Genomic DNA, 23,088 nt, shown 5'->3' on the forward strand with positions numbered 1-23,088 from the left:
AAGATGAAAGCATATATGGCTTTTATTGAGAAAGAATCCAAAGAAGCCGGGGTAACTCCAAAAGGGCTTCGTATTTATTTTGGTGCTACAAAACCTACAAAAGGGAAACCTGGCAGAGAAACTGTTTTTCTAAATCCAGTCGTTGCATTTAAAGGAATTGATGGAGATATTTCTTATGCAATTCATACAGATGTAGACGGCAATAAAGAAGCAATCACGGTAGGAGATGTGATAGATGGTAAAATACCAAAGCCTTCTGATAGCAAGTTAAGTAATGGAGTCATACAGAGTTTAGCAGGTGATGATGTTATATGGCCACCACCACCAATTCAAAACGATCCTAACGATTACCACTAGAAATAAGAGGCCAGAATAATGAAAACAATAATTTATGCAGTACATATTGCAGAACTGCTTGCCGCTATTTTGGCCTCTATTTATTATTTTAAATACAAAAAGACACCTATAAAGTTTTTCTACATTTATTTATGGTATGTCCTTATTAATGAAGCTTTAGCAAGTATTCTTATACCAAAAGGTATCGTTAGTTATCACCTCACAAATATTTACGGATTAATCACATCACTTTATGTAACCTGGATTTGTCTGAGATATGTGAGAACATTATATCTCAATAGAATTATTAAATTTCTGATGCTCATAATCGGCATCACCCATATAGCTGAGTTTGTCATAAAAGGCTTTGATGAGCCTTGGGCTATTTCAAAAACGATAGGCCCACTTTTAGGAGTAGTAGCTCTTTTTATTTATTTAATTAATTTGTTCAAAAGCGCCTCTGTCATAAATCCGTTTAAAGAAACTGTTACTTATTTTTTAATAGGTTTTGCACTGTTTTTCGTTGCCTCACCAGTAATCCTTATGGCTCGTATCTATTACTTAAACAATCTCACGATGAGTTACAACCTCTCATATATTATGGCAGCAATTGCAATTCTTATGTACACCATCTTCTCCTTTGGGTTTATCTATTCTAAAAAAGCATCTGGCTTAGAAGAGAACTAGATTGCTTCCTTTATTTATGCAACAACATGCTCTACCAATAATAGCGTTAGCACTGATTTCCCATAAAGGGACATTTACCCCTACCTCATGAGTAGTATGGATAGTATACTTGTATTTCCCTAGCTTGGTTAACGTTTTATTTACATTAATACTAACCAAAATTCTAATACACATGAAAACATGTAAATTTCTAACCTTCCTTTTATTGGGCGGATTCTTAATGCTAAGCTGCGGCGGTGAAACCAAGGGTACGCCTCACACAGATGACCACGATGAAGAACCTCTGGCTGTACCTAGTTCTATAATTACTGTTCAAGAAGCCGAAACTCTTTTTAAAAATTATAGAGAAAATCGTATTTCTCTTATTGAAAAGGCTCAAAATATTAGTAAAAATGGAGAGTCACTTGATACTATTGATGCTAACTATGTTAGAGCAACCACATCTCTATCTATTAAATATGATGATTTAAAAAAATATATTGAATTTATTGAAGAGCAGGCAGAAAAAGCTGACACACCAATAACTGGACTGCGTATTTACTTAGGCCAATATGGACCAAAAGAAGGTAAAAATGCAAATACAGAGACTATCTTCCTTAATCCTTTAATGAAGTATTCAGGTAGCAATGGTGATATCACAAATGACGTTGCTTTCGCCGTAAAAGATATAAATGGAACAGCTACTGCAGTACCCGTGGGCGATATAATAAAGGAAGAATCTCGCTCAAGAGGAAAGTCTAATCTTGAAATGAGTATTCAAAGTAGCATCCAAAGTCTTGCTGGTAATACTTGGCCTAGAAGACCACCACCACCAAAACCAAATGACCCAGATTATCAATAAAAAATTAAGAAAAGTAAATTTTTCAAATGCAGTATCTAATATATATAATTCTTTTCACCGAATTCTTAGCTGCTCTATTTGCAACGATTTACTTTTCTAAATATAAAAACACTTCTCTCAAATGGATATTAATACTTTTATGGTACATACCGGTAAATGAATTTTTTTGTCAATTTATTTTAGAAGTAGGTGACGAATATATTTTCTATAATTTCTACAGGCTAATTACTTGTTTTGGACTATTGTGGATAACAAAAAATGAATTAGTATCAACAAGACGAAAGAAATATATAAACATTTTGATAGTCTTATGCGCTTTAGCATTTATTATTAATTTCTCTTTCGTAAATCCATTTAATCAATATGTAGAAGTAGCCTTTACTTTAAGCACCCTATTGATTGTTTTAGGATTATTATTATACCTAGTTGAATTATTAAGTAGTGATCAAGTAATTGAAGTAAGTCGAGATCTATTCTTATGGATTAGTTGTGGTTTTTTGATATTTCATATATCATATCCTATTTTAAGTCTCGCAAGGAGATTTTTAGTAAATGGAAGTATTAGAGTTGATAATTCAATGTTATATATACAATTTATAGCAATTGTTTTGTGCTACATAGTTATAGCATTTGGCTTTTTTCGTGGTAACAAAAGGTCTAAAAATATCAATCACTAAAATCAACAAAGACTTATTAGTTAATAGTAAAAGAATAGCTATGTTGCTATTCCTCTTTTAACTATGGTAAACATATTTTAAAAACTAACATTTAAAAAAACACACTGTACACCCTGTGGACTACCTAATATACATAGTGCTATTATTTGAGTTTGCTGCCGCAATCTCTGCCACTGTATATTATAAAAAGTACAAGTCGACACCCTTAAAGTGGATGCTACCGTTTTTATGGTATATCGCCATTAATGAGTTTGCTTGTCACATACTACTAGCACCCTATAGGTTTGAGATACTTTATAATTTTTATGAGGTTATTGTTTGTTTGGGATTATTAATCATTACCCGATTGCATTTATCACATCATATACGCATCGCTATAGCAAATGTCTTAATCGTAATAAGCGCTATCGCATTAACTATTACTGCGATTACTCAAGACCCTTTTAAAGACTGGCCTGTGTTCTCATTTACGTTATCTACCATTTTAATCATTATAGCACTCACACTATACCTAGTAGAGCAATTAAGAAGTAATAAAATTGCAGCATATAGCAGAGATATCTTTTTGTGGGTGAGTATTGGTTTTTTAATATTCCATATCTCATATCCCGTTATAATGTTTTCGAGATACTTCCTTGTTACGGATAGTGTTTTTCTATATGAGGCGATTTTTCTTATTCAATTCATTGCAGTAATTGCGTGTTATGGCACGATTGCATTTGGTTTTTATAGAGGAGTACATTCAGCAACTTTAATAAGGCGCATCTTATGATTAAGGAGGAAATTCTTGTCATATGGCTGGTCTGCGTGACCATTTTGTTTCTACTGTTTTTAGTAGCGACTTTGTTTTGCGCCATTGCGCTGTATTATCGTTTTGATAATAAGCCGCGATTGCCGTAAATACAGTTTTTCTTATTTTGATATGAAATTTTAATGTTGAGTACGTTTTCGCGAAAGCGTAATACAGCGCTCCACGAGTAAAAATCTTACAAAATCCATCTTTATAATTTATTACCTTTCAGCACTAACTTAAAGAAACCCCTACTTGAGTACTCTAATGTATATCTCAGAAATTATAGTGGCACTTGTGGCAACTATCTTCTTTTCTAAGTACAAACACCTCCCTATAAAAACCATACTGTATATTCTCTGGATAGCGGTCATCACAGAAAGTATGGCTAAAATATACTCACACTACTACCATAATAATCACTGGGCATATAACCTTTATGCATTCTTATTCTACATTTTGTTTTATAAGATGGTGTATTATCATATAGAAAATACGACTAGAAAACGTATTGTAACATGGTTATCTACAGCGATGATCATAGCCATTATTATTAGAGCCTTTACAGTGCCTGTGGTCACGCACTATATGAGTATTATCTATAATATTGCCATGATTTTATTGGTCGTTTTACTTATGTATTATGCCATAGACCGTCTTAAGAGCGATGCGCCGCTTAGACTTAAAAACCAACTCGAACTTTTTGTTTTTTCTGGTTATCTTCTATTTGGAGTCACCTTTATTCCGCTATCTCCATTTATGGTAGGACAGATGGATTTTCAATATTCAAGAGAATTATTGAACACCCTACGAGCAATCCAGACATTTTCTCTCGTAGTAACTAATATCATTCTAGTCTTTGGGTTTATATGGACAGATCCTAAGAAAGTACCTGCTTACTAAATGTAGTTGTTTAGAGTACGCTTTCGCGAAAGCGTATTTCTAAAACCATCACACATTGACTTTGGGGTAAATGCCCTATGGGTAATCAATATCAAAATAAGTACCTTCAACATTCATTATAATTACTCCAATCCAAACTATGCTTCTTATCCAAAATCAAGATAATGGCACCCTGTTTATAGTCTTAGTGGCTATTACCATATTACTATTGCTACTAGTTGTTGTAGTGGTGCTCTTCTCTGTGTTTATGAAACGTAAGAACACCTTACTCTTAGAACAGGAGCACACAAAGAAAAAGTTTGAAAAAGAAATTGCAGAGACGCAGATAGAAATACGTGAAGAGACACTACGCAATATAAGCTGGGAGCTCCATGATAACATAGGCCAGTTACTTACTCTTGCCAAAATACAAACCCAAAATTGTGGGGGCAGTCAGCAAGATCTTGACGAGGCAGCAGCCACTATAGGCAAAGGACTTACAGAAATAAGAGCGCTCTCTAAGCTCATAAATCCAGAGGCACTCAAAAATATGTCACTACCGGAAGCATTAAACTTAGAGTTAGAACGCTTTAACAGAATGGCGTATCTAAAACCATCTCTCAAAATTACAGGAACCCCTATTACTATAGATAAAAAGATTGAGACCATCATCTTTAGAATCTTACAAGAGTTTTTTACAAACACCATCAAGCACTCTAAAGCAACTAACCTTGACGTTAACCTACTCTATAAATCTGATACACTACATGTCACTGTAAAAGATAATGGCGTAGGCTTTGACTACCATCAAGCAAGAGCAAAAAACGGCATAGGACTCACTAATATTGAGACCCGTACAAAGCTTATAGGAGCTACAGTAGACTACAAATCAAACGTAGGCGAGGGCACAACGCTATCGCTTACTTACAAACCACAACCACTATGAAAACTATCGTTATTGTAGATGACCATACCTTATTAAGCCAAGCTATAAGCGGCCTAGTAAATTCTTTCGACAATTTTGAAGTCCTTTACACTTGTAAAAATGGGCAAGAACTTCTGGACAATCTTCGTTTTGAAAATAAGCGCCCAGACATCATCTTGATGGATGTAAACATGCCTATTATGGATGGTATAGAAGCTACCGCACAGGTAAAAGAGCTCTACCCTACTATTCTCATACTCGCACTCTCTGTAGAAGAGGATGACCACACTATCTTACAAATGATACGCGCAGGTGCAAAAGGATATTTACTTAAGGATACAGAAAAAAAGACACTTGAAAATGCCCTCAACGAACTTGCTTTAAATGGTTATTATCATACAAATACGGTAAGTCAGCTACTTGTAAAAAGCCTAAATGGCAACAACAAAGATGCATTGCGAGATCGAGAGATCGAATTTATAAAACATGCCTGTACAGAGATGACTTATAATGAGATTGCAGATGTTATGTTTTTAAGTCCAAAAACGGTGCAAGGATATCGTGATAGTGTATTCTCAAAACTCAACTTAAAAAACAGGACAGGCTTGGTGATTTATGCACTTAAAAATGGGCTATTTAGACCATAATAATGTGCTAACTTAGGTTAAGTTAATCTAGCAACTGCTTTGAGTACTTCCTCTAGCCTACGCACATCAATCTCCTCTGGAGCATGATATCTAAGCGAGCGTAATTGCTTTCGGCCTTCTCCAGTGATTAATACATCATCAAATCCCTGTACAAGTATCCCCTTAGGAAAACCTATATCTACAAAAGTTTTTCTGAAATTTAAAAAGCAGAACATTTTACCGTTTAAGCTATAAAATGGTAAATGCCATTTATAACCCTCCTCTACGTCAGGAACGGTACGCTTAATCACTGCTTGCAACTCCATAAGCATAGAGCACCAAGGCTCTGGTTTAGTGAGGATGTATTCTTCGGCTGGGTTCATTGTTTTGTTTTATCTTTAATTTTTAAAACTAAAGATCTTGAAAATAAAACATTTAGCAATTACATTTCTCTTTTTCTCACTTTTTGCAAACAGTCAGACAATTGAAGAACTGGAGCTACAGGTAAATACTTACCCAAAAACACTAAATACCATTGAAGACATTGCTTATAGAATCCACAATGACTTCAACTCCAAAGAACTACAGGCAAGAGCTGTCTATACATGGATTAGTAAGAATATCGCATACGATTTAAGCAGTTATTACAGCTTTAGATCTCCTCCATTGATGATATATCGTTCATCAAAAGAACAAGCGAGACAATTAAGAAACTTAGAGGAACAAAGGATTACAAAAGCTTTAAAAAACAGAAAGGGAATTTGCGGTGATTATGCATCTTTATTTGTCGCCCTTTGCGAAAAATTAGAAATTCCCGCAAAAAAAATCCGTGGTTATACAAAACTAAACCCCAATTTTATTGGGGCAGATCCTGGCATGAAAGATCATGTATGGAACGCTGTATACTTGAATGAGGAGTGGCACTTGGTAGATACTACGTGGGGAGCCGGTTATGAAGTTGAGTATAAAACGAAATGGGAATTTCATTTTTCAAATAAATTTTATAAAGCTCCACCAGAGGTTTTTATTCAGCACCACTACCCTGGAAATCCAACTTGGCAATTACTCGAAAAACCAATATCAAAAAAAACATTTTTCTCAAAACCAGTATTTTACACCTACTACAGCTCATCAGATGTTAATCTAGCTGATGATCACGAAGGTATTTTAACAGAATATAAAAAAGACACTTATCTGATTTATTTTGATAAGCTCCCAAAAGGAAAGGATATTTATTATCAAAATGCATCATTTAAATTTGCTAAAAAGCTTTTTATCCACAGAGAAAACAACAAATTGGTAGCAAAAGTTAAAGTCAAAAATCCCAGCCAACCTTTTCTTACACTCTTTACTGATAACAAAGCAATTGTAAATTTTAAATTAGAAACGGCATCTCAATAAATATAGATGCTATTTTAAATCATTATCTTCCTACTCTAATTTACCATACATTATCCTTTGTTTATGATTGACTTATCTGGCTTAGACATTGCCATTATTATTGCTCTTTTTGTAATCATTTTAGGCGTAGGTTTTTACGTAGGCAAAAGCGCAGGAAAAAATACCACGCAGTACTTTCTATCGGGTCGTAATATGCCGTGGTGGCTTTTAGGGCTTTCTATGGTAGCAACAACATTCTCTACAGATACTCCTAATCTTGTTACAGATATTGTACGTACTAACGGCGTCTCAGGTAACTGGGTATGGTGGGCATTTCTCGTTACTGGATTACTAACGGTATTTGTCTATGCAAAACTATGGCGTAAGTCTGAGGTAAAAACAGATATCGAGTTTTACGAACTGCGCTACGGTGGCGCTCCTGCTCGTTTTTTACGAGGATTCAGAGCTATCTATCTTGGTATTGTATTTAACGTACTCGCCATGGCTGGTGTAACTCTTGCCGCAATAAAAATAGGAGAAGTTATGCTTGGTCTAGATCCCATCACAACAGTGGTTGTTGCTGGAGTGATTACCGTTGTTTTTAGTGCCATAGGCGGATTTAAAGGAGTGGTTTATACAGATTTTATACTATTCTTTGTCGCGATGGCAGGAGCATTTGGCGCTGCATATTACATCGTAGGCATGCCAGAAATAGGCGGACTAGAAGCTCTAATTTCGCATGAAAATGTAAAAGACAAAATCAATCTCCTTCCAGATTTTAACGACACAGAAATGCTTATCACACTTCTCATCATCCCGCTAGCAGTACAATGGTGGAGTTCCTGGTATCCAGGTTCTGAGCCTGGCGGTGGAGGCTATGTAGCACAACGTATGCTTGCTGCCAAGGATGAAAACCACGCTATAGGAGCAACCTTTTTCTATAACATCATGCACTACGCCTTACGCCCATGGCCGTGGATTTTAGTAGCATTAGCGTCACTTATAGTATTTCCAGACCTCGCAAGTATACAGGAGGCTTTTCCAAATATATCTGAAGATAAACTAGGACAAGATCTAGCGTACTCTGCAATGCTCACAATGTTACCTAGCGGATTGCTAGGTCTCGTGCTCGCATCACTCTCTGCCGCATATATGAGTACCATAAGTACACACCTCAACTGGGGAGCATCTTATGTAGTAAATGACGTGTATGCACAACAAATTAAACCTGATGCAACAGAAAAAGAACTCGTTGCTGTAGGTCGTATTACCACGGTAATTCTTATGGTGATAAGCGCACTAATTGCCCTTGCACTTACAAATGCACTACAACTATTCAACATCATACTGATGTTTGGTGCAGGTACTGGGCTTATTTTTATTTTGAGATGGTTCTGGTGGCGTATTAATGCGTGGACAGAGATCAGCGCCATGCTTGCCTCTGGTGTGATTTCTATCCTCATAGAGTTTACTTCACTGGGTGAAATGCTTTTTGGAGCTAGCGGCATTTTGCCAGCGTATGCAAAATTTCCTTTTGTGGTATTTAGCTCGACGCTTATTTGGGTTGTTGTCACCTATCTCACACAACCAGAAACTAAAGAAACACTTTATGCGTTCTATAAAAAAACTCAACCTGGAGGCCCAGGATGGAAGAAAATTATACTTCAAGCAGACCAAGAACAAGTAAACATCATAAAAACTACAGAAAAGTGGAGTGTACCTATGGGTATTGTCGCAATGCTGCTGGGTTGTGTATTAATTTACGGAACGTTATTTACCACCGGTTACTTCATTTATGGCCAACTTACTAATGCACTTATTGGATTGAGCATTTGCGTTGTATCTGGAGGATTACTACTCACTGTCTGGAAAAAAATAAAAGGAAAAGTACTATAATGAGACTATCAATATTTATCACCATTTTGTGTTTGAGCTTAGGACTACAAGCGCAAGAAACTACGGAGACATATCAAAAGGCTGTCGCTTTAATCAAAAAAACGCCAGAATTTAAACAGACGGGAGCCACTGTAATTACAGCTTCGGCAGAGACCGTAAGTTTTACAAATCAAGCCTATGCATTCTGGCTAGATGGTATGGACACTCGTTTTGCAGACAAAGATTTTGAGAACTTCTTTGGTGATTTATATCAACCTATTGAGATTCCTGCTTTTAAAAAAACACGAGATAAAAGAAGATTACGCTACCAGCTTTATGTTTCTGAGACCGAGAATGATATGTTTGTGATAGAAATGCTTTCGCGAAAGCGTAAACGTACCGCAAAGTATCCTACATTTTATCAAGGAGGAAGTACCTCATTTTTATTTGAAAAAACAGCAACCGGCGTACGACTCGTTGAGACACTAACATTGCAGAATAATTAGAGTATGATAGATTGCCAAAACATACTAGATAACACATACCAGAAAGTGTTGAAAATGGAGCATGTAGGTGATGTGGCTAGCTATATCCCTGAGCTATCGACCGTAAATTCAGATCAATTTGGCGTTTGTCTCATTACAAAAAGCGGAGAACAGTTTACTTGTGGTGATGCCACGGTAAAGTTTTCTATACAAAGTATTGCTAAGGTATTATCCTTAAGCCTTGTACTTTCAAAAATAGGCGATAAACTCTGGGAACGCATGGATTTTGAACCTTCTGGAACTGCTTTTAATTCGCTGGTACAACTGGAGAGTGAGAACGGAATCCCGAGAAACCCTCTTATTAATGCTGGGGCGATTGTAATGTGTGATATTATTTGTGACCTCTTTGATGATCCTAAAACGGCATTATTAGATTACGTGCGAGAAGTATCAGGAATTAAGGATTTACAATACGCAACTGATATCGCAGCCTCAGAGCAGGCAACGGGATATCGAAATTATGCGCTAGCAAATTTTATAAAGTCCTTTGAGAACATTCATAACACATGTAATCAAGTAACAGATTTATACTTTCACCTCTGCTCTATAGAGATGACGTGCGAGCAGCTGGCTTATACTTTTGGGTTTCTTGCAAATCAAGGTAAGCAGATCAAAACAGATATGAAAGTAGTAAAACCCGCTCAGGCAAAACGCATAAATGCCATTATGCAAACCTGCGGCTTTTATGATGAGGCTGGTGAGTTTGCCTTCCGTGTGGGTCTTCCAGGGAAGAGTGGCGTGGGTGGCGGTATGGTGGCTATTTTGCCTAACGCATTTTCTATCGCCGTATGGAGCCCAAAACTCAATAAGCATGGTAACTCTTACCGTGGCATGAAATTTCTAGAATACTTTACAGACGAGACTCAGGATACGGTTTTTTAAGAATTCCCTGCCCTTTTTTACATTCATTCTTTCTTTTTTGAGCAGAATAGGTATTGTATGTTTTGCAAGGTACTACCCGCTTTACATTACAATTCCTCATTACGCTAGCGCTCCATTGCGGGATTTTCATTGCAATCGGGGCTATGAAGTCATGCAGTTGTTTCTTTACACATGCCTTATCTATCTAAGAATAAGTAATAACAGTTTCTTTCCAAGAGCCTACATTCCCTCATCACCTACCTAGATTACCATTAAGCACATATCTCACAAACACTTAGAAAAAAATAATTTGTAATGTGATATGAAATTCAAAATTAAAGTTTAACTTTGAATTTCAAAGTACTTTAATATGGAGTCATCAAAATATCTAGAAGACATTGCCAGCATCAAAACAATGATGAGTAAATCTTCACGTTTTATGTCATTGAGTGGCCTTTCTGGTATACTTGCTGGAGTGTATGCTCTTATAGCTGCCATTATTGCACATTATTTAATACAAGGACATATTCAATTATTTGCTTCAAATAGAGAAGATTTTTTAAATCTCATTTTACGCATTTTTGCAACAGCAGAGCTTGCAGGAAACTTAATCATATTATTTCTCGTTACATTACTTCTTGCAATAGGAACTGGTATTATTTTAACTTATAAGAAAGCAGCTAGAAACAAAGAATCCATCTGGGACAGTTCGTCAAAACGCCTTATTGCAAATTTTGCCATTCCATTAATTGCAGGAGGTATTTTCTCTATCGTACTAATTCAATATGGTATTGTTGGTCTTATTGCTCCAGCAACACTTATCTTCTATGGCCTAGCCTTAGTAAACGCGAGTAAATACACACTAGGAGATATCAAATTCCTAGGACTTGCAAATGTGATTATTGGTCTCTTTGCTACTCAATTTATAGGATATGGATTGTATTTTTGGGCATTGGGATTCGGTGTATTTCATATTATTTATGGAGCAATCATGTATAATAAATATGATAGAAGGAACTAATATTTTCGCGAAAGCGTACACCACACCATACATCATAGAGACGCTACAAAAACACAATAATGTCCATCATAAACAACATAAACAAAGCTTTTGATCATCGTATCCGCCTAGGGATTATGAGCGTGCTTATGGTGAATGAAAAGGCAGATTTTAAAGAATTAAAAGAGCTTCTAGGAGCCACGGATGGTAACCTTGCAAGTCATGCAAAAGCATTAGAAAAAGAAGCCTACATCATTGTCCAAAAAGCATTCATTGGCCGCAAGCCTAACACGAGTTATAGTGTCACAACAAAGGGTAAAAATGCATTTAAAAAACACATTGAAGCGCTTGAAAAGTTATTAGGCAACAACTAAATATATATTTTTTTATCATTTTACTTTGAAATACAAAGTACTTTATAATTATGGAAACACTTCGTTATTTATTACTAGAACGCCTATATGAATGGAGTAAAATCCCCTATAGATTGCTTTTTAAAAAAGAAGCTGCTTGGGGAATTTCTCTTAAAGAATTACTAGAGTACTCACCAGAAACGCTAGGTTATCATCTAGGCTGCTTTTTACTTACTCATCACTTCACTTCAGAACCTCAACTAGAAGATCACGACGTCTTTCACGTACTTACTACTACTAGTATTACTGTGCCTGACGAAATCGCCATGCAATGGCTACTCTTTGGGAATGGAAAGCGATCTCTATACCTCTTTATTGCACTCACCGTAGGTTCAACATTATTTATAGATCATTTTAAGTCATTTATAAAAGCTTTCAAGAGAGGAAAAAAGGCAAATCGATTTTATAACCTCAATTACTTAGAGCTTCTCACAGAACCACTCGCAGATTTACAACATACTTTAAAAATCAAACTTTCATGAAAAATTCAATAATCAGATGTCTAGGCGCTATACTTTTTAGTCTTCTATTTTACGGTCAAAGCCTTGGCCTCAATATGCTATTATTTTCAATAATTGCAGTAGTAGCGGTTCTTATCATTCGTCCGGAAACCAAGTCCAACAAATCATTTCTCCTTGCTGCAGGGCTCTATCTATTGAGTACCGTATTTGTATTTACAGTAAATAGTTTGCTAGCGATGACCACTTGTATTTTGGCTTTTATTGTATTTGCAGGTAGTATCTCGGGAATTAAAAACGCAGTATATGTCCAGTGGCTCAACGGACTGTATCAATCTTTGCTAGGTGCTTTACATAGTACGATGAATCCTAATAAAGACATCCCTAAGGTAAAAAGTAATCACAATTATAAATTTATCATCCTTACCACAGCTATTGTCACTACGCTGGTAGTGGTTTTTGCGATGCTTTATGGTAAAGCAAACCCTATACTAGGTGAATGGATTGCGGCTATTAATCTTGATTTTATAAACTTTAATTGGATACTCACTACAGCTATGGGGTATTACTTACTTATAAATCTAACCTCAAAAGCAGAGCTAGACATCATTACTTCTATAGATCGCGATGCTTCCACTACCCTATCTGAACAACCTATATCTGACATTAAAGCTACTACCCTTAATAGAGAACAACTACTGGGCACCATTCTATTAGGAGCACTTAATGCGCTCATTATAATATTTATCACTACAGATATTTGGTATATACTTCATGATCCGCTTGCGGATGCAGCTACACTTTCTACCACGGTACACGATGGCGTGAGTGCGCTTATCACTTCTATTATTATTGCGATTACTACGATATTAATTCTCTTTCGCGGTAATCTTAATTTTTACAAAAAAAGTGAGACACTAAGACGTTTTACCTATATCTGGATTGCGCTTAACATAATTATCATCCTATTCACGGCTTACAAAAACTATATGTACAGCAGTGGTTTCGGGCTTACTTACAAAAGAATAGGTGTCTTTATCTACCTCGCACTATGTATTGCTGGTATGATTACCACTTATGTAAAAATTGCTCGTAAACTCAATCTATTATTTATGCTCAAAGCAAATACCCGTACTGCTTTTTTGCTTGTTATCATGATTTCAAGTTTTAGTTGGGATCGTGTGATTACTACATATAATCTGCATGAAGTAGCCTCTCCAGATGTCAATTATCTCCTCTCTATGGGGAGTAGCAATGGAGATATTTTACACGCTTTCGCGAAAGCGCACCCCGAAAAACCTATGAATCGTACAAGTATTCAACATAGATATGAGCAATGGCAAACTTCTTTATCTCAAGAAACCTGGCAATCCAAAACACTTCTAGGCCTACTAAACCCAAACACCTCAACTTATGAAATTACCGACACCGCAGCACGCAATTAATCGATTTGCGATAAAGCTAGCAGCATTTAGTGCCTGTCTTGGGATCTTATTTGTATTTGTATATATGATTACAAAAGATATTGAAGTTGCTATGGCAGGTTATTTACACCTAATCCCAACAGTAATCGTACATCTTGTGGTTTTTATATGGGTATTCTTTAATGCTGCAATACATCGCAATGAGCTTCCAGAGCATTTTTTGACACTAGTCATTATGCTATTAAATATTCCGCTAGCTTTTGCATGTGGAGCAGTTGTTCTTAATTTTTTATAGTCATGGAAAAAATTATCATCTCAAAACTTAGAGAATTCTATATTCTCATAGGAGGTCTTTTATTATGCTTCATTTTGCTTGCAATACGCATTAAGATGACTGGTTCATTTTTCTTTCTCTTTTTAGTGTGGAACCTGTTTCTTGCATTTATACCCTATGCTTGCTCACTACTTTTAGTAACAAAAAAACAATGGATGCAATCTAGCTGGAAGTGGATTCCAATAGCAATGATATGGTTACTGTTTTTGCCTAATACGCCTTATTTAATAAGTGATTTACAGCATTTGCAACATAGCACCCCAGATGTTATTTGGTACGACATCTTAATGCTGACAGCCTTTGTTTGGTACGCGCTATTTATAATGTACTTAACGGTAAGTGACATGCAAAATCTACTCATTTTAAAATTGAGATCTCGATATATTCTTTATGTTACCATAGGCATATTTATCCTTTGTGGCTTTGGTATTTATCTAGGTAGATTTTTAAGATGGAATAGCTGGGACATTATTCAAAATCCCTTGGGTCTTACTAACGACATATGGAATCAAATTAGGCATCCATTTATAAATAGTAAGACCTGGATAGTCACATTTGGTTACGCAGCTATCATGATTCTATCCTTTTTTGGGCTACAATTCACTCATTCAAAACACAAAAACTAATGCGCTTATCACTTAAATACATCATCGCATTCTTAGTACTACTAGCAACGGAAATATTTATTGCCATTTACGTACATGACGATTTCATAAGACCTTACTTAGGCGATAGTATCGTTGTAGTGTTAATCTATGTGCTTATAATGGGGTTGTTTAATATTCCGAGAAGTTTTGAAAGCAAAAACATGACTGCGCTGGCGGTATTACTATTTGCTTTTATAGTAGAAGGCCTACAAGCAATTTCCTTTATAAACTACACAGGCCTAGCAGATAATAAACTCGCGCGCATTATTCTAGGCACCTCCTTCTCGTGGTGGGATATGCTCGCTTATGTAGGCGGATATCTCTTTATTATAATTATCGCAAAACTTAGAGAATAAGCTTTGTAGCTCTCAACATCTCGCGTTTTCCTGGAGGTCCAGGTAACCGCTCTACTTGAAAGCCTACAGCCTGCATTGCTCTCCTTGCAGCTCCTTGAGCGCAATATGTTGTCAACACACCGTTAGGTTTTAATGCATTAAACATTTTTGTAAAAATCTCTTCTGTCCATAATGTTGGCTGAACTCTTGGACCAAAAGCATCAAAATAAATTAAATCAAAAACCTCAGTATCATTAATATCTTCAAAACGCTGCTTGCGTTTTGTAAGCTTAAAATCATCACTGATTTTTGATTCCTCTTCCCAAGTAGCATCGTGTAACTCGTTGTAAACCTCCGTAGCATCCTCTTCCTCTAGCTGACTAGCATATTCCATTGCTTCGGCTTCTTCTTGAGAAACTGGATACGCCTCTGCACCCACATAATTGAATGACACGTTATATTTTTCTGCTTCAAAATAAGTAAGCAACGCATTGAGTCCTGTACCAAAACCCATTTCTAGTATTGCAATTTTTTTTTGATCTCGATGTTGTGTAACATAGTGTTCTACTCCGGTCATTAAAAACACATGACGTGCTTCTTGTATCGCTCCATGTTTAGAATGATACTGCTCATCCCACTCTGCAATATGTATCGTCTTTGAGCCGTCTGCAGTGGTAATAATTTCTCTTTTCATTTCCTTCACGTCTAGTTGTAAAAAAGGGCAGACATACGTCTACCCTATCTCAATAATTTTATTAAATAAGCGAGACTTAATCTGTTTTAATCAACACACCGTCTGCCATAAAGCGTAACTCGCGCTCAGGCTTTGTGATCGCAGCAATCTCTTCTTTAGATTTTCCAGCATCTTCAGCCATGTGACGTAACTCATCTACAGATACTTCTTCTAGATAAGCTTTACCTTCTACAACGGCATTTCCATCTTTAGTATCCGTAGGCACAAAGAATCCGTAATCTTTAAACTTTACAAAAACTTGTTCCTCATCTGCTATATCTAAGCGCATCCAGCAACCTTTTGAAGCGCAAACATCATTAATTGGTGCTTCAAATTTTACGATAGCCGTATCACCTTCGGCAAGAGCTGCATATTTTTCTGAGATCTCGATTTTGGTCATTGCACCTGCTGCAGATATCTTTTCTCCATAGCTTGCGTAGATCTCTTGAGCTTCTTTATTTTCAGTTTCCGCTTTCGCGAAAGCGTTATCACTCTCATTGCTAACCTCTTTACAACTTAGTAATGTCAAGAAAATTAAGAATATCGTTGCATATATTTTCATAATAGGTTGGTTTTTAGTTGAACATCGTAAAATTATGCAAAAATCACTCGACAAGGATGACAAATCATTAAATTTGTTGCTATGGAAACAACCTCTACACTTCGTATTACAAAACGTGACAACAGTAAAATTGCTGATGTTGATTTTAGTAACCTTGCTTTTGGTAGCGTATTTACAGACCACATGTTTTCTGTTGAATATGCAGATGGCAAGTGGCAACAACCAGAAATAGTTCCTTATGGCCCTATCTCTATGGATCCTAGTGCAAAAGTTTTTCACTATGGACAGGCTGTTTTTGAAGGAATGAAAGCATTTAAGGATGATAACGGTGATATCTTCTTATTTCGTCCAGAAGATAACTGGGAACGTATTAATACATCATCTGCTCGTCTTGCAATGCCAGAACTTCCTAAAGATGTTTTTATGGAAGGTCTTACGGAGCTTCTTAAACTTGACGAAGCATGGATCAAAGCTGGTGACGGTAACTCACTTTACATTCGCCCGTTTCACATTGCAACGCAACCTGGAGTATCTGCATCACCTGCAGATAGGTACAAATTTATGATTATCCTTGCTCCTGCACAGTCTTATTACTCTGGAGAAGTGAGCGTAGTATTTGCCGAAAAGTATAGCCGTGCCGCTAGTGGTGGTGTAGGTTATGCAAAAGCTGCAGGTAACTATGCTGCTCAGTTTTACCCTACTAATCTTGCAAAAGAAGAAGGGTACCAGCAAGTAATCTGGACAGATGCAAATACACATGAATACCTAGAAGAAGCTGGTACGATGAACGTATTCTTCCGTGTGGGAGATGCACTTCTTACAGCTCCTACTAATGATACAATTCTTAACGGTATTACTCGTAAAAGTGTTATCCAACTTGCAGAAGCAGCAGGAATTACTGTAGAAGTAAGACCTGTGTCTGTAAAAGAAATTGTAGCAGCTGCACAAGCTGGTGAGCTTAAAGAGATTTTTGGAGTAGGTACTGCAGCAGTAGTTGTTCCTTTTAAGAGCTTTGCTTATAAAGGTGAAGATCACAAACTCAACGCACCAGAAAATAGCTACGGTATGAAGTTTAAAAAAGACCTAAACGACATACAGTACAACCGCACAGAAGATAAATATGGCTGGAGAGTCGCTGTAAAATAAGAAACGATTATTCTACATATACAATCCAAGTAACGCAAGTTGCTTGGATTTTTTTGTTTTCTATAACACCCATAATACTGCAAGACTTATGAGTTTTTATTACCTTGTAATCATAACTAAAATAACCATCTTATAATATGAAAAGAGGTAGCGGTCTTAAGATCAGATTACTTATTGGAGTTGCCATCGTTGCATTTGCACTTTTTAAGAATTGCAGTAATCGCGAGGAGAACCCATATACAGGAAAAGTACAGGCGATAAGTATGTCTCCAGATGAGGAGATCGCGATGGGAATACAGTATGCACCTCAAATGGCAGAGCAGCATGGCGGTTTACACCCAGACCAGCAACTTCAAGCCTTTGTAGATCAAGTAGGAAATAAGCTCGTACAAGAAAGCATGGCTCGCGAGACTCCGTATAATTATGATTTTCACCTACTACGAGATGAGCAAACGGTAAATGCTTTTGCACTCCCAGGAGGACAAATATTTATAACCTATGCCCTACTCTCAAAACTTGAAAATGAAGATCAAGTGGCTGGCGTATTAGGCCATGAAATAGGTCACGTCCTTGGAAAACATAGCGCAGAGCGTGCCGAAAACTCTAGTATGTGGTCTACCATCTCTATGGGGGCAGAGGTAGGCGGCGGCATGGGCGGTGCTGCAGGTTCTATAGGTCAGAGTGTATTGTTGGGTAATGGTCGTGATGACGAGTTAGAAAGTGATGACCTAGGTGTACGTTTTATGATACGCGCTGGGTATGATCCGTATCAGATGATAGGCGTGATGAAAATACTTAAGGCAGCAAGTGGTGGCAGTAGCCAGCCAGAATTCTCTAGCACACACCCAGATCCAGAGAATCGTATTGAGCAAATAAAGGAGAGTATCCAGAAATATGGTTACACGGGTCCAGCTACAATGTAGCGCAACCGTTTTCGTCAAAACATACCCAAAACCTCGCTCTCGCGAGGTTTTGTTTTTATCTTTACTATTCAACTTAAGATCATGAATAAGAAAACAATCCTAATGATACTTGATGGATGGGGCATGGCTCCAGACAAAAAAGTATCTGCCGTAGACCAAGCGCAAACGCCATTTATAGATAGCCTTTATAATAAGTATCCACATGCCCAATTACTCACTCATGGTGAGAATGTAGGCCTTCCAGAAGGGCAAATGGGCAATAGTGAGGTAGGCCACATGAACCTAGGTGCTGGTCGTATTGTATATCAAGATTTTGCTAAAATCAATAAAGCACTCAAAGATGATACGCTTAAAGATGAGCAAGTATTGAAAGATGCTTTCGCTTTCGCGAAAGAAAACAATAAATCTGTTCACTTTCTAGGTCTTGTTTCTGATGGAGGTGTACACTCACACATCAACCACCTTAAAGGACTTATTCTCGCTGCCGAAAATGCAGGAGTTCCTCAATCTTACATCCACGCATTTACAGATGGTCGTGATGTAGATCCAAAATCTGGAAAAGAACTTATAGGAGATATTTCTGCTTTCGCGAAAGCGCACAACGCACAACTAGCATCTGTAATAGGTCGCTACTATGCGATGGATAGAGACAAACGATGGGAACGTGTTGCTCTTGCATATAATCTAATTACCAAAGGTGCTGGAACACCTACTAAAGATGTTGTACAGTCTATTCAAGATAGCTACGATGCTGGTAAGACGGATGAGTTTATAGATCCGCTTTTTGCAACCCAAGATAACGAGAGTTTATCTACCGTTCAAGAAGGTGATGTAATTATCTTTTTTAACTTTAGAACAGATCGTGGTCGCGAACTAACAGAAATGTTGTCTCAAAAAGACTTTCCTGAGCAAGACACTCAAAAGCTAGACTTGTACTACGTTACCATGACAAATTATGATGACACGTTCACAGGTATGAAAGTCATCTATGATAAAGATAACTTAGTAAATACCTTAGGAGAGGTACTTGCAAATGCTGGAAAAAAGCAAATACGCATCGCTGAGACTGAGAAGTACCCACACGTAACATTTTTCTTTTCTGGAGGCCGTGAAGAACCCTTTGATGGAGAGTCTAGATTGCTAGCACCCTCGCCTAAGGTTGCCACCTACGACTTACAGCCAGAAATGAGCGCCTTTGAAATACGTGATAAAATTGTTCCAGAAATAAACAAAGGAGACGTAGACTTTGTATGTCTCAACTTTGCAAATCCGGATATGGTAGGTCATACGGGCGTTATGGAGGCAGCAATTAAAGCTTGTGAGACTGTAGATACTTGCGTTAAAGATATCGTTACCACCGCCGAAGAAAATGATTATACTGTAATCATCATTGCAGACCACGGTAATGCAGAGGTGATGATCAACCCAGATGGATCGCCTAATACGGCACACACGACAAATCCAGTACCGGTGATACTAGTCGATAAAGACATCAAGAAAATCAACAATGGTATTCTATCTGATGTGGCGCCTACAGTTTTAAAGCTACTAGGCGTAGACCAACCACCAATTATGGATTGTACACCTCTAATATAAATTACATATACAATGAAGCATTTTTATATAACACTCGCACTTCTTGCACTTATGTCAAGTTGTGATAGCTCAAAAAAAGTAGCAGAAACTACTCCTACGCCTCAAGTTGCAGAAACCGTAGAACCGAAAACACCTGTTAAACCTGCACTCCCAGCAGTAGTGGTAAAACCTGCTCCTAAAGTTAAAACAATGTTAGTAGGTAAAGAAGATAGAAGTGCACTAAAGCAAGCTCCTTTTGATAGTTGGTTCAATCCTAACTATGCAAAATATGTAGTAAATACAGATTACATAAAAGAAATAGAACAAGGACTAAAAGGTGTTACTATCACCACTTTTATGGGAACTTGGTGTAGTGATAGTAAGCGTGAAACTCCAAGAATGTTTAAAATTCTAGATGAAGCTTCTTTTAAAAATCAAGACTTAGAACTTATTACTGTAGATCGTACAAAAAAGAAACCAACAATATATACCGACGGTAATAACATCATACGCGTACCTACTTTCATCTTTAAAAAAGATGGTAAAGAAATAGGCCGTATTGTGGAGCGTCCAGTAGAAAGTCTTGAAGAAGACATGCTTAAAATTTTAAATGGAGAACCTTATAAACACTCTTATGAAAACTAATATTATTGCCTTAGTAGCTATTATAGCACTCACTTTCTCTTGTAAAGAAAAAACCACTACCGAAGAAGTTGTGGTGGTAGAAGAAGTAGAAGTAATTGACGAAAATGTGGACGACAATGGGATTGCCATCCTTTTGGGCGCACAAGAACGAGAAATCCTAGAGTCTGAACCATATAACGAATGGTTTATGAATAGCTATAAGAATCACACGATAGACGTGGAGTCTCTTACGGCTATCAAGGAAGGCCTTAAAGATGTAAGAATTACCATTTTCATGGGAACATGGTGTGAGGACAGCCAGCGTGAGGTACCTGCTTTTTTCAAAATCCTTGACGAAGTAGATTACGAAAGTGAAACTGTAAAACTTATCACTGTTTCACAAGATAAAACAGCTCCAGAAGAACTAATAAAAGGAAAAGATATAACAAACGTACCTACATTCATTTTCATGAAAGATGGTCAAGAACTAGGTCGCATTGTAGAGTATCCTCTAGAAAGCTTAGAGAAAGATATGGCAAAGATTCTATCTGGCGCAGATTATAAACATGCTTATGCCGAGTAAATAAACAACAGTTATTAATTTCAAACCCCTCATCTTCATGAGGGGTTTTATTTTAAACATAATTTTTAAGGGAGCTATATATATTTATTAGTTTAGCGCATTAAACATTGATCAAAAAACAATTAATTTATGAAATGGTATTTAAAAGTAGTAGGAGATAATTATGCAAACTTTGAAGGAAGAGCACGTAGGGAAGAGTATTGGATGTTTGCGCTTTTTAATGTTATTTTCGTCATGCTTGCTTATATTCCACTTATTGCTGGAGCCGCAATGGAAAGTGAAGCACTAATGATGGCAGGAGGTCTATTACTTTTTCTTTACATAGTCGCTCTATTTATACCTAGTATTGCGGTAGCAGTACGCAGGCTTCACGATCAGGGTAAAAGCGGTACTTGGTATTTTATAAACTTTGTTCCATTTATAGGTGGCATTTGGTTTCTTATACTAATGATAACAGAAGGAACTCATGGTACTAATCAATATGGCCCAGATCCTAAGGGTGACTTGATACAATAACAACGATTTAATTTATAACAAAGGGCTTCTATAAAACTTATAGAAGCCCTTTGTTATTATATAAACGTAACCGTAGTTCTTTTTGTAATTTTGCATAAACTTTAAAGCAATCGAAACAACAAAAACCATAGCTGTAGATTTTGACGGTACCATTGTAGAAAATGCGTATCCTGGAATTGGTAAGCCTATGCTATTTGCTTTTGATACCCTTAAAAAATTACAACAAGAAGGAAACCGCCTTATTCTATGGACCTATAGAAGTGGTGCTCGCTTAGATGAAGCGGTTCGGTTTTGTAAGGATAATGGCATTACATTTTATGCCATAAATAAAAGTTATCCCGAGGAAGCTTTAAGTGAAGATATAAGCCGCAAGATCAACGCAGATATTTTTATTGATGATCGCGATGTACGTGGTATGATGGGATGGGGTGAAATCTACCAAATATTAGGTAGCAGTGCCGAGACATCACCCACGCTTAAACAGAAACGCAGTAAACCTGTTAGAAAAAAAACGAAAAAGAGCTTTATGTCTCGCATAGAGGAGCTTTTTAAAGACGAAAACGCATAATGGCAATTATACAGAAAACAAGAGAAGAGATAGAATTAATGCGTGAGAGTGCGCTAGTAGTATCTCGCACCTTAGGCATACTTGCTGGAGAGGTAAAACCGGGAGTAACCACACTATATCTCGATAAGATAGCAGAAGACTATATACGTTCACAAGATGCGATTCCAGGTTTCTTGGGGTTATACGATTTCCCTAACACACTTTGCATGAGTCCTAATGACCAGGTTGTTCATGGAATTCCTAACAACAAACCTCTTGTAGAAGGAGATATTATCTCTATAGATTGTGGTGCTATAAAAAATGGTTTTTATGGAGATCACGCATACACATTTGAAGTAGGCGAAGTAGCACCAGATGTAAAGAAATTACTTGAAGTTACTAAGCAATCTCTTTACGTGGGAATAGAACAACTCAAAATAGGTAACCGCACTGGTGATGTAGGCTACGCCATTCAAAAATTTACAGAAGATCATGGCTATGGTGTAGTACGCGAACTCGTAGGTCACGGTTTAGGAACGACCATGCATGAAGATCCAGAAATGCCTAACTACGGTAAACGTGGACGTGGTAAGAAGTTTATAGAAGGGATGGTAGTAGCCATCGAGCCTATGACTAATATGGGAACTCGCAATATCACACAGCACAATGACGGCTGGACGATAACTACACGTGATAACAAACCAAGTGCTCATTTTGAACATGATGTAGCCATACTTGATGGAAAGCCGGAGCTACTATCCACTTTTGCATACATCTATAAAGCATTAGGAATTGAGAGCGATGAGGAAACTCCTTTTCGTCAGCAAGCTTTAGTGCTGTAAC

At 37.0% G+C, this 23,088-nt stretch carries 29 protein-coding genes; 26 read left to right on the forward strand and 3 right to left on the reverse strand.

Annotated features, from left to right (window positions below):
• The first annotated feature begins 3 nt into the window (after positions 1 to 3).
• The 7 genes from ACJJVU_RS15170 (at position 4) to ACJJVU_RS15200 (ending at position 5,785) form a co-directional block, all read left to right on the forward strand.
• On the forward strand, positions 4 to 357 hold the full coding sequence (locus tag ACJJVU_RS15170) for a hypothetical protein (protein WP_405227164.1): 354 nt from the start codon (positions 4 to 6) through the stop codon (positions 355 to 357).
• Positions 358 to 375: 18 nt separating this feature from the next.
• Positions 376 to 1,023 carry a hypothetical protein gene (locus ACJJVU_RS15175; RefSeq protein ID WP_405227166.1) on the forward strand — a complete coding sequence of 216 codons (648 nt, stop codon included), beginning with the start codon at positions 376 to 378 and terminating at the stop codon, positions 1,021 to 1,023.
• A 172-nt stretch (positions 1,024 to 1,195) separates the two neighbouring features.
• On the forward strand, positions 1,196 to 1,864 hold the full coding sequence (locus tag ACJJVU_RS15180; protein ID WP_405227169.1) for a hypothetical protein: 669 nt from the start codon (positions 1,196 to 1,198) through the stop codon (positions 1,862 to 1,864).
• Between the two features lie 792 nt (positions 1,865 to 2,656).
• The gene (locus tag ACJJVU_RS15185) at positions 2,657 to 3,313 is read left to right on the forward strand and encodes a hypothetical protein (protein ID WP_405227171.1); all 657 of its coding nucleotides are present in this window, start codon (positions 2,657 to 2,659) and stop codon (positions 3,311 to 3,313) included.
• A gap of 273 nt (positions 3,314 to 3,586) precedes the next feature.
• The gene (locus tag ACJJVU_RS15190; RefSeq protein ID WP_405227174.1) at positions 3,587 to 4,234 is read left to right on the forward strand and encodes a hypothetical protein; all 648 of its coding nucleotides are present in this window, start codon (positions 3,587 to 3,589) and stop codon (positions 4,232 to 4,234) included.
• 139 nt (positions 4,235 to 4,373) lie between these two features.
• On the forward strand, positions 4,374 to 5,159 hold the full coding sequence (locus tag ACJJVU_RS15195) for an ATP-binding protein (RefSeq protein WP_339849321.1): 786 nt from the start codon (positions 4,374 to 4,376) through the stop codon (positions 5,157 to 5,159).
• Positions 5,156 to 5,785, forward strand: a complete 630-nt coding sequence (locus ACJJVU_RS15200; protein WP_013750197.1) for a response regulator transcription factor — start codon at positions 5,156 to 5,158, stop codon at positions 5,783 to 5,785. The genes ACJJVU_RS15195 and ACJJVU_RS15200 overlap by 4 nt, the downstream gene beginning before the upstream one ends.
• A gap of 17 nt (positions 5,786 to 5,802) precedes the next feature.
• Here ACJJVU_RS15200 and ACJJVU_RS15205 read toward each other — a convergent pair whose 3' ends face one another.
• Complete coding sequence (locus ACJJVU_RS15205) at positions 5,803 to 6,147, reverse strand: DUF1801 domain-containing protein (RefSeq protein WP_405227179.1); 345 nt, start codon at positions 6,145 to 6,147, stop codon at positions 5,803 to 5,805.
• A 37-nt stretch (positions 6,148 to 6,184) separates the two neighbouring features.
• Between ACJJVU_RS15205 and ACJJVU_RS15210 the strand changes: the two genes are divergently transcribed.
• From ACJJVU_RS15210 to ACJJVU_RS15260, 11 genes are all read left to right on the forward strand, one after another.
• The gene (locus tag ACJJVU_RS15210; protein ID WP_405227181.1) at positions 6,185 to 7,165 is read left to right on the forward strand and encodes a transglutaminase domain-containing protein; all 981 of its coding nucleotides are present in this window, start codon (positions 6,185 to 6,187) and stop codon (positions 7,163 to 7,165) included.
• Between the two features lie 63 nt (positions 7,166 to 7,228).
• The gene (locus ACJJVU_RS15215) at positions 7,229 to 9,040 is read left to right on the forward strand and encodes a sodium:solute symporter family protein (protein WP_405227184.1); all 1,812 of its coding nucleotides are present in this window, start codon (positions 7,229 to 7,231) and stop codon (positions 9,038 to 9,040) included.
• Complete coding sequence (locus ACJJVU_RS15220; protein WP_405227187.1) at positions 9,040 to 9,525, forward strand: hypothetical protein; 486 nt, start codon at positions 9,040 to 9,042, stop codon at positions 9,523 to 9,525. Before ACJJVU_RS15215 ends, ACJJVU_RS15220 begins: the two co-directional genes overlap by 1 nt.
• A gap of 3 nt (positions 9,526 to 9,528) precedes the next feature.
• The gene (locus tag ACJJVU_RS15225) at positions 9,529 to 10,446 is read left to right on the forward strand and encodes a glutaminase (RefSeq protein WP_405227190.1); all 918 of its coding nucleotides are present in this window, start codon (positions 9,529 to 9,531) and stop codon (positions 10,444 to 10,446) included.
• Positions 10,447 to 10,795: 349 nt separating this feature from the next.
• Positions 10,796 to 11,446, forward strand: a complete 651-nt coding sequence (locus tag ACJJVU_RS15230) for a hypothetical protein (protein ID WP_405227193.1) — start codon at positions 10,796 to 10,798, stop codon at positions 11,444 to 11,446.
• Between the two features lie 59 nt (positions 11,447 to 11,505).
• Positions 11,506 to 11,799: a winged helix-turn-helix domain-containing protein gene (locus ACJJVU_RS15235; RefSeq protein WP_405227196.1), complete on the forward strand. Its 294-nt coding sequence runs from the start codon at positions 11,506 to 11,508 to the stop codon at positions 11,797 to 11,799.
• A gap of 50 nt (positions 11,800 to 11,849) precedes the next feature.
• The gene (locus tag ACJJVU_RS15240) at positions 11,850 to 12,320 is read left to right on the forward strand and encodes a Coq4 family protein (RefSeq protein WP_405227199.1); all 471 of its coding nucleotides are present in this window, start codon (positions 11,850 to 11,852) and stop codon (positions 12,318 to 12,320) included.
• Positions 12,317 to 13,741, forward strand: a complete 1,425-nt coding sequence (locus tag ACJJVU_RS15245; protein WP_405227202.1) for a DUF4153 domain-containing protein — start codon at positions 12,317 to 12,319, stop codon at positions 13,739 to 13,741. The genes ACJJVU_RS15240 and ACJJVU_RS15245 overlap by 4 nt, the downstream gene beginning before the upstream one ends.
• Positions 13,710 to 14,015 (forward strand): hypothetical protein, encoded by a 306-nt coding sequence (locus ACJJVU_RS15250; protein ID WP_405227205.1) that lies wholly within the window; start codon positions 13,710 to 13,712, stop codon positions 14,013 to 14,015. Before ACJJVU_RS15245 ends, ACJJVU_RS15250 begins: the two co-directional genes overlap by 32 nt.
• 2 nt (positions 14,016 to 14,017) lie before the next feature.
• Positions 14,018 to 14,680, forward strand: coding sequence for a DUF1361 domain-containing protein (locus ACJJVU_RS15255; protein WP_405227207.1), 663 nt, complete (start codon positions 14,018 to 14,020; stop codon positions 14,678 to 14,680).
• Complete coding sequence (locus ACJJVU_RS15260) at positions 14,680 to 15,057, forward strand: DUF2809 domain-containing protein (RefSeq protein ID WP_405227210.1); 378 nt, start codon at positions 14,680 to 14,682, stop codon at positions 15,055 to 15,057. The genes ACJJVU_RS15255 and ACJJVU_RS15260 overlap by 1 nt, the downstream gene beginning before the upstream one ends.
• On the opposite strand, the gene mnmD is transcribed toward ACJJVU_RS15260, so the two are convergent.
• Together mnmD and ACJJVU_RS15270 are read right to left on the reverse strand one after the other, a co-directional pair.
• Entirely contained in the window at positions 15,047 to 15,730 is a 684-nt protein-coding gene (mnmD, locus tag ACJJVU_RS15265) for a tRNA (5-methylaminomethyl-2-thiouridine)(34)-methyltransferase MnmD (protein ID WP_405227213.1), read from the reverse strand. The two genes, ACJJVU_RS15260 and mnmD, sit on opposite strands and share 11 nt — an antisense overlap.
• A gap of 76 nt (positions 15,731 to 15,806) precedes the next feature.
• Positions 15,807 to 16,331 (reverse strand): DUF4920 domain-containing protein, encoded by a 525-nt coding sequence (locus ACJJVU_RS15270; RefSeq protein ID WP_405227216.1) that lies wholly within the window; start codon positions 16,329 to 16,331, stop codon positions 15,807 to 15,809.
• Between the two features lie 81 nt (positions 16,332 to 16,412).
• Between ACJJVU_RS15270 and ACJJVU_RS15275 the strand changes: the two genes are divergently transcribed.
• From ACJJVU_RS15275 to map, 8 genes are all read left to right on the forward strand, one after another.
• Positions 16,413 to 17,477 carry a branched-chain amino acid aminotransferase gene (locus ACJJVU_RS15275; protein ID WP_339849295.1) on the forward strand — a complete coding sequence of 355 codons (1,065 nt, stop codon included), beginning with the start codon at positions 16,413 to 16,415 and terminating at the stop codon, positions 17,475 to 17,477.
• Between the two features lie 137 nt (positions 17,478 to 17,614).
• Positions 17,615 to 18,400, forward strand: a complete 786-nt coding sequence (locus ACJJVU_RS15280) for a M48 family metalloprotease (protein ID WP_298330133.1) — start codon at positions 17,615 to 17,617, stop codon at positions 18,398 to 18,400.
• Positions 18,401 to 18,481: 81 nt separating this feature from the next.
• Positions 18,482 to 19,996: a 2,3-bisphosphoglycerate-independent phosphoglycerate mutase gene (gpmI, locus tag ACJJVU_RS15285; RefSeq protein WP_405227221.1), complete on the forward strand. Its 1,515-nt coding sequence runs from the start codon at positions 18,482 to 18,484 to the stop codon at positions 19,994 to 19,996.
• Positions 19,997 to 20,008: 12 nt separating this feature from the next.
• The gene (locus tag ACJJVU_RS15290) at positions 20,009 to 20,620 is read left to right on the forward strand and encodes a thioredoxin family protein (RefSeq protein ID WP_405227224.1); all 612 of its coding nucleotides are present in this window, start codon (positions 20,009 to 20,011) and stop codon (positions 20,618 to 20,620) included.
• Positions 20,610 to 21,182 carry a thioredoxin family protein gene (locus tag ACJJVU_RS15295; protein WP_405227226.1) on the forward strand — a complete coding sequence of 191 codons (573 nt, stop codon included), beginning with the start codon at positions 20,610 to 20,612 and terminating at the stop codon, positions 21,180 to 21,182. Before ACJJVU_RS15290 ends, ACJJVU_RS15295 begins: the two co-directional genes overlap by 11 nt.
• Before the next feature lie 129 nt (positions 21,183 to 21,311).
• The gene (locus ACJJVU_RS15300; RefSeq protein ID WP_405227229.1) at positions 21,312 to 21,698 is read left to right on the forward strand and encodes a DUF805 domain-containing protein; all 387 of its coding nucleotides are present in this window, start codon (positions 21,312 to 21,314) and stop codon (positions 21,696 to 21,698) included.
• A gap of 109 nt (positions 21,699 to 21,807) precedes the next feature.
• Positions 21,808 to 22,266 (forward strand): BT0820 family HAD-type phosphatase, encoded by a 459-nt coding sequence (locus ACJJVU_RS15305; protein WP_405227536.1) that lies wholly within the window; start codon positions 21,808 to 21,810, stop codon positions 22,264 to 22,266.
• A complete protein-coding gene (gene map, locus ACJJVU_RS15310) occupies positions 22,266 to 23,087 on the forward strand; it encodes a type I methionyl aminopeptidase (protein ID WP_405227232.1) in 822 nt (273 codons plus the stop codon). The genes ACJJVU_RS15305 and map overlap by 1 nt, the downstream gene beginning before the upstream one ends.
• Position 23,088 lies beyond the last annotated feature (1 nt).

The organism is Dokdonia sp. Asnod1-B02 (assembly GCF_045063955.1).
GTDB lineage: Bacteria > Bacteroidota > Bacteroidia > Flavobacteriales > Flavobacteriaceae > Dokdonia.

Excerpts from the sequence above, each read along its gene's own strand:
- ACJJVU_RS15170 (WP_405227164.1), top strand. The coding sequence starts at position 4 with ATGAAAGCATATATGGCTTTTATTGAGAAAGAATCCAAAGAAGCCGGG.
- ACJJVU_RS15175 (WP_405227166.1), top strand. The coding sequence starts at position 376 with ATGAAAACAATAATTTATGCAGTACATATTGCAGAACTGCTTGCCGCT.
- ACJJVU_RS15180 (WP_405227169.1), top strand. The coding sequence starts at position 1,196 with ATGAAAACATGTAAATTTCTAACCTTCCTTTTATTGGGCGGATTCTTA.
- ACJJVU_RS15195 (WP_339849321.1), top strand. The coding sequence starts at position 4,374 with ATGCTTCTTATCCAAAATCAAGATAATGGCACCCTGTTTATAGTCTTA.
- ACJJVU_RS15200 (WP_013750197.1), top strand. The coding sequence starts at position 5,156 with ATGAAAACTATCGTTATTGTAGATGACCATACCTTATTAAGCCAAGCT.
- ACJJVU_RS15205 (WP_405227179.1), bottom strand. The coding sequence starts at position 6,147 with ATGAACCCAGCCGAAGAATACATCCTCACTAAACCAGAGCCTTGGTGC.
- ACJJVU_RS15215 (WP_405227184.1), top strand. The coding sequence starts at position 7,229 with ATGATTGACTTATCTGGCTTAGACATTGCCATTATTATTGCTCTTTTT.
- ACJJVU_RS15220 (WP_405227187.1), top strand. The coding sequence starts at position 9,040 with ATGAGACTATCAATATTTATCACCATTTTGTGTTTGAGCTTAGGACTA.
- ACJJVU_RS15225 (WP_405227190.1), top strand. The coding sequence starts at position 9,529 with ATGATAGATTGCCAAAACATACTAGATAACACATACCAGAAAGTGTTG.
- ACJJVU_RS15230 (WP_405227193.1), top strand. The coding sequence starts at position 10,796 with ATGGAGTCATCAAAATATCTAGAAGACATTGCCAGCATCAAAACAATG.
- ACJJVU_RS15235 (WP_405227196.1), top strand. The coding sequence starts at position 11,506 with ATGTCCATCATAAACAACATAAACAAAGCTTTTGATCATCGTATCCGC.
- ACJJVU_RS15240 (WP_405227199.1), top strand. The coding sequence starts at position 11,850 with ATGGAAACACTTCGTTATTTATTACTAGAACGCCTATATGAATGGAGT.
- ACJJVU_RS15245 (WP_405227202.1), top strand. The coding sequence starts at position 12,317 with ATGAAAAATTCAATAATCAGATGTCTAGGCGCTATACTTTTTAGTCTT.
- ACJJVU_RS15250 (WP_405227205.1), top strand. The coding sequence starts at position 13,710 with ATGAAATTACCGACACCGCAGCACGCAATTAATCGATTTGCGATAAAG.
- ACJJVU_RS15255 (WP_405227207.1), top strand. The coding sequence starts at position 14,018 with ATGGAAAAAATTATCATCTCAAAACTTAGAGAATTCTATATTCTCATA.
- ACJJVU_RS15260 (WP_405227210.1), top strand. The coding sequence starts at position 14,680 with ATGCGCTTATCACTTAAATACATCATCGCATTCTTAGTACTACTAGCA.
- mnmD (WP_405227213.1), bottom strand. The coding sequence starts at position 15,730 with ATGAAAAGAGAAATTATTACCACTGCAGACGGCTCAAAGACGATACAT.
- ACJJVU_RS15270 (WP_405227216.1), bottom strand. The coding sequence starts at position 16,331 with ATGAAAATATATGCAACGATATTCTTAATTTTCTTGACATTACTAAGT.
- ACJJVU_RS15275 (WP_339849295.1), top strand. The coding sequence starts at position 16,413 with ATGGAAACAACCTCTACACTTCGTATTACAAAACGTGACAACAGTAAA.
- ACJJVU_RS15280 (WP_298330133.1), top strand. The coding sequence starts at position 17,615 with ATGAAAAGAGGTAGCGGTCTTAAGATCAGATTACTTATTGGAGTTGCC.
- gpmI (WP_405227221.1), top strand. The coding sequence starts at position 18,482 with ATGAATAAGAAAACAATCCTAATGATACTTGATGGATGGGGCATGGCT.
- ACJJVU_RS15290 (WP_405227224.1), top strand. The coding sequence starts at position 20,009 with ATGAAGCATTTTTATATAACACTCGCACTTCTTGCACTTATGTCAAGT.
- ACJJVU_RS15295 (WP_405227226.1), top strand. The coding sequence starts at position 20,610 with ATGAAAACTAATATTATTGCCTTAGTAGCTATTATAGCACTCACTTTC.
- ACJJVU_RS15300 (WP_405227229.1), top strand. The coding sequence starts at position 21,312 with ATGAAATGGTATTTAAAAGTAGTAGGAGATAATTATGCAAACTTTGAA.
- map (WP_405227232.1), top strand. The coding sequence starts at position 22,266 with ATGGCAATTATACAGAAAACAAGAGAAGAGATAGAATTAATGCGTGAG.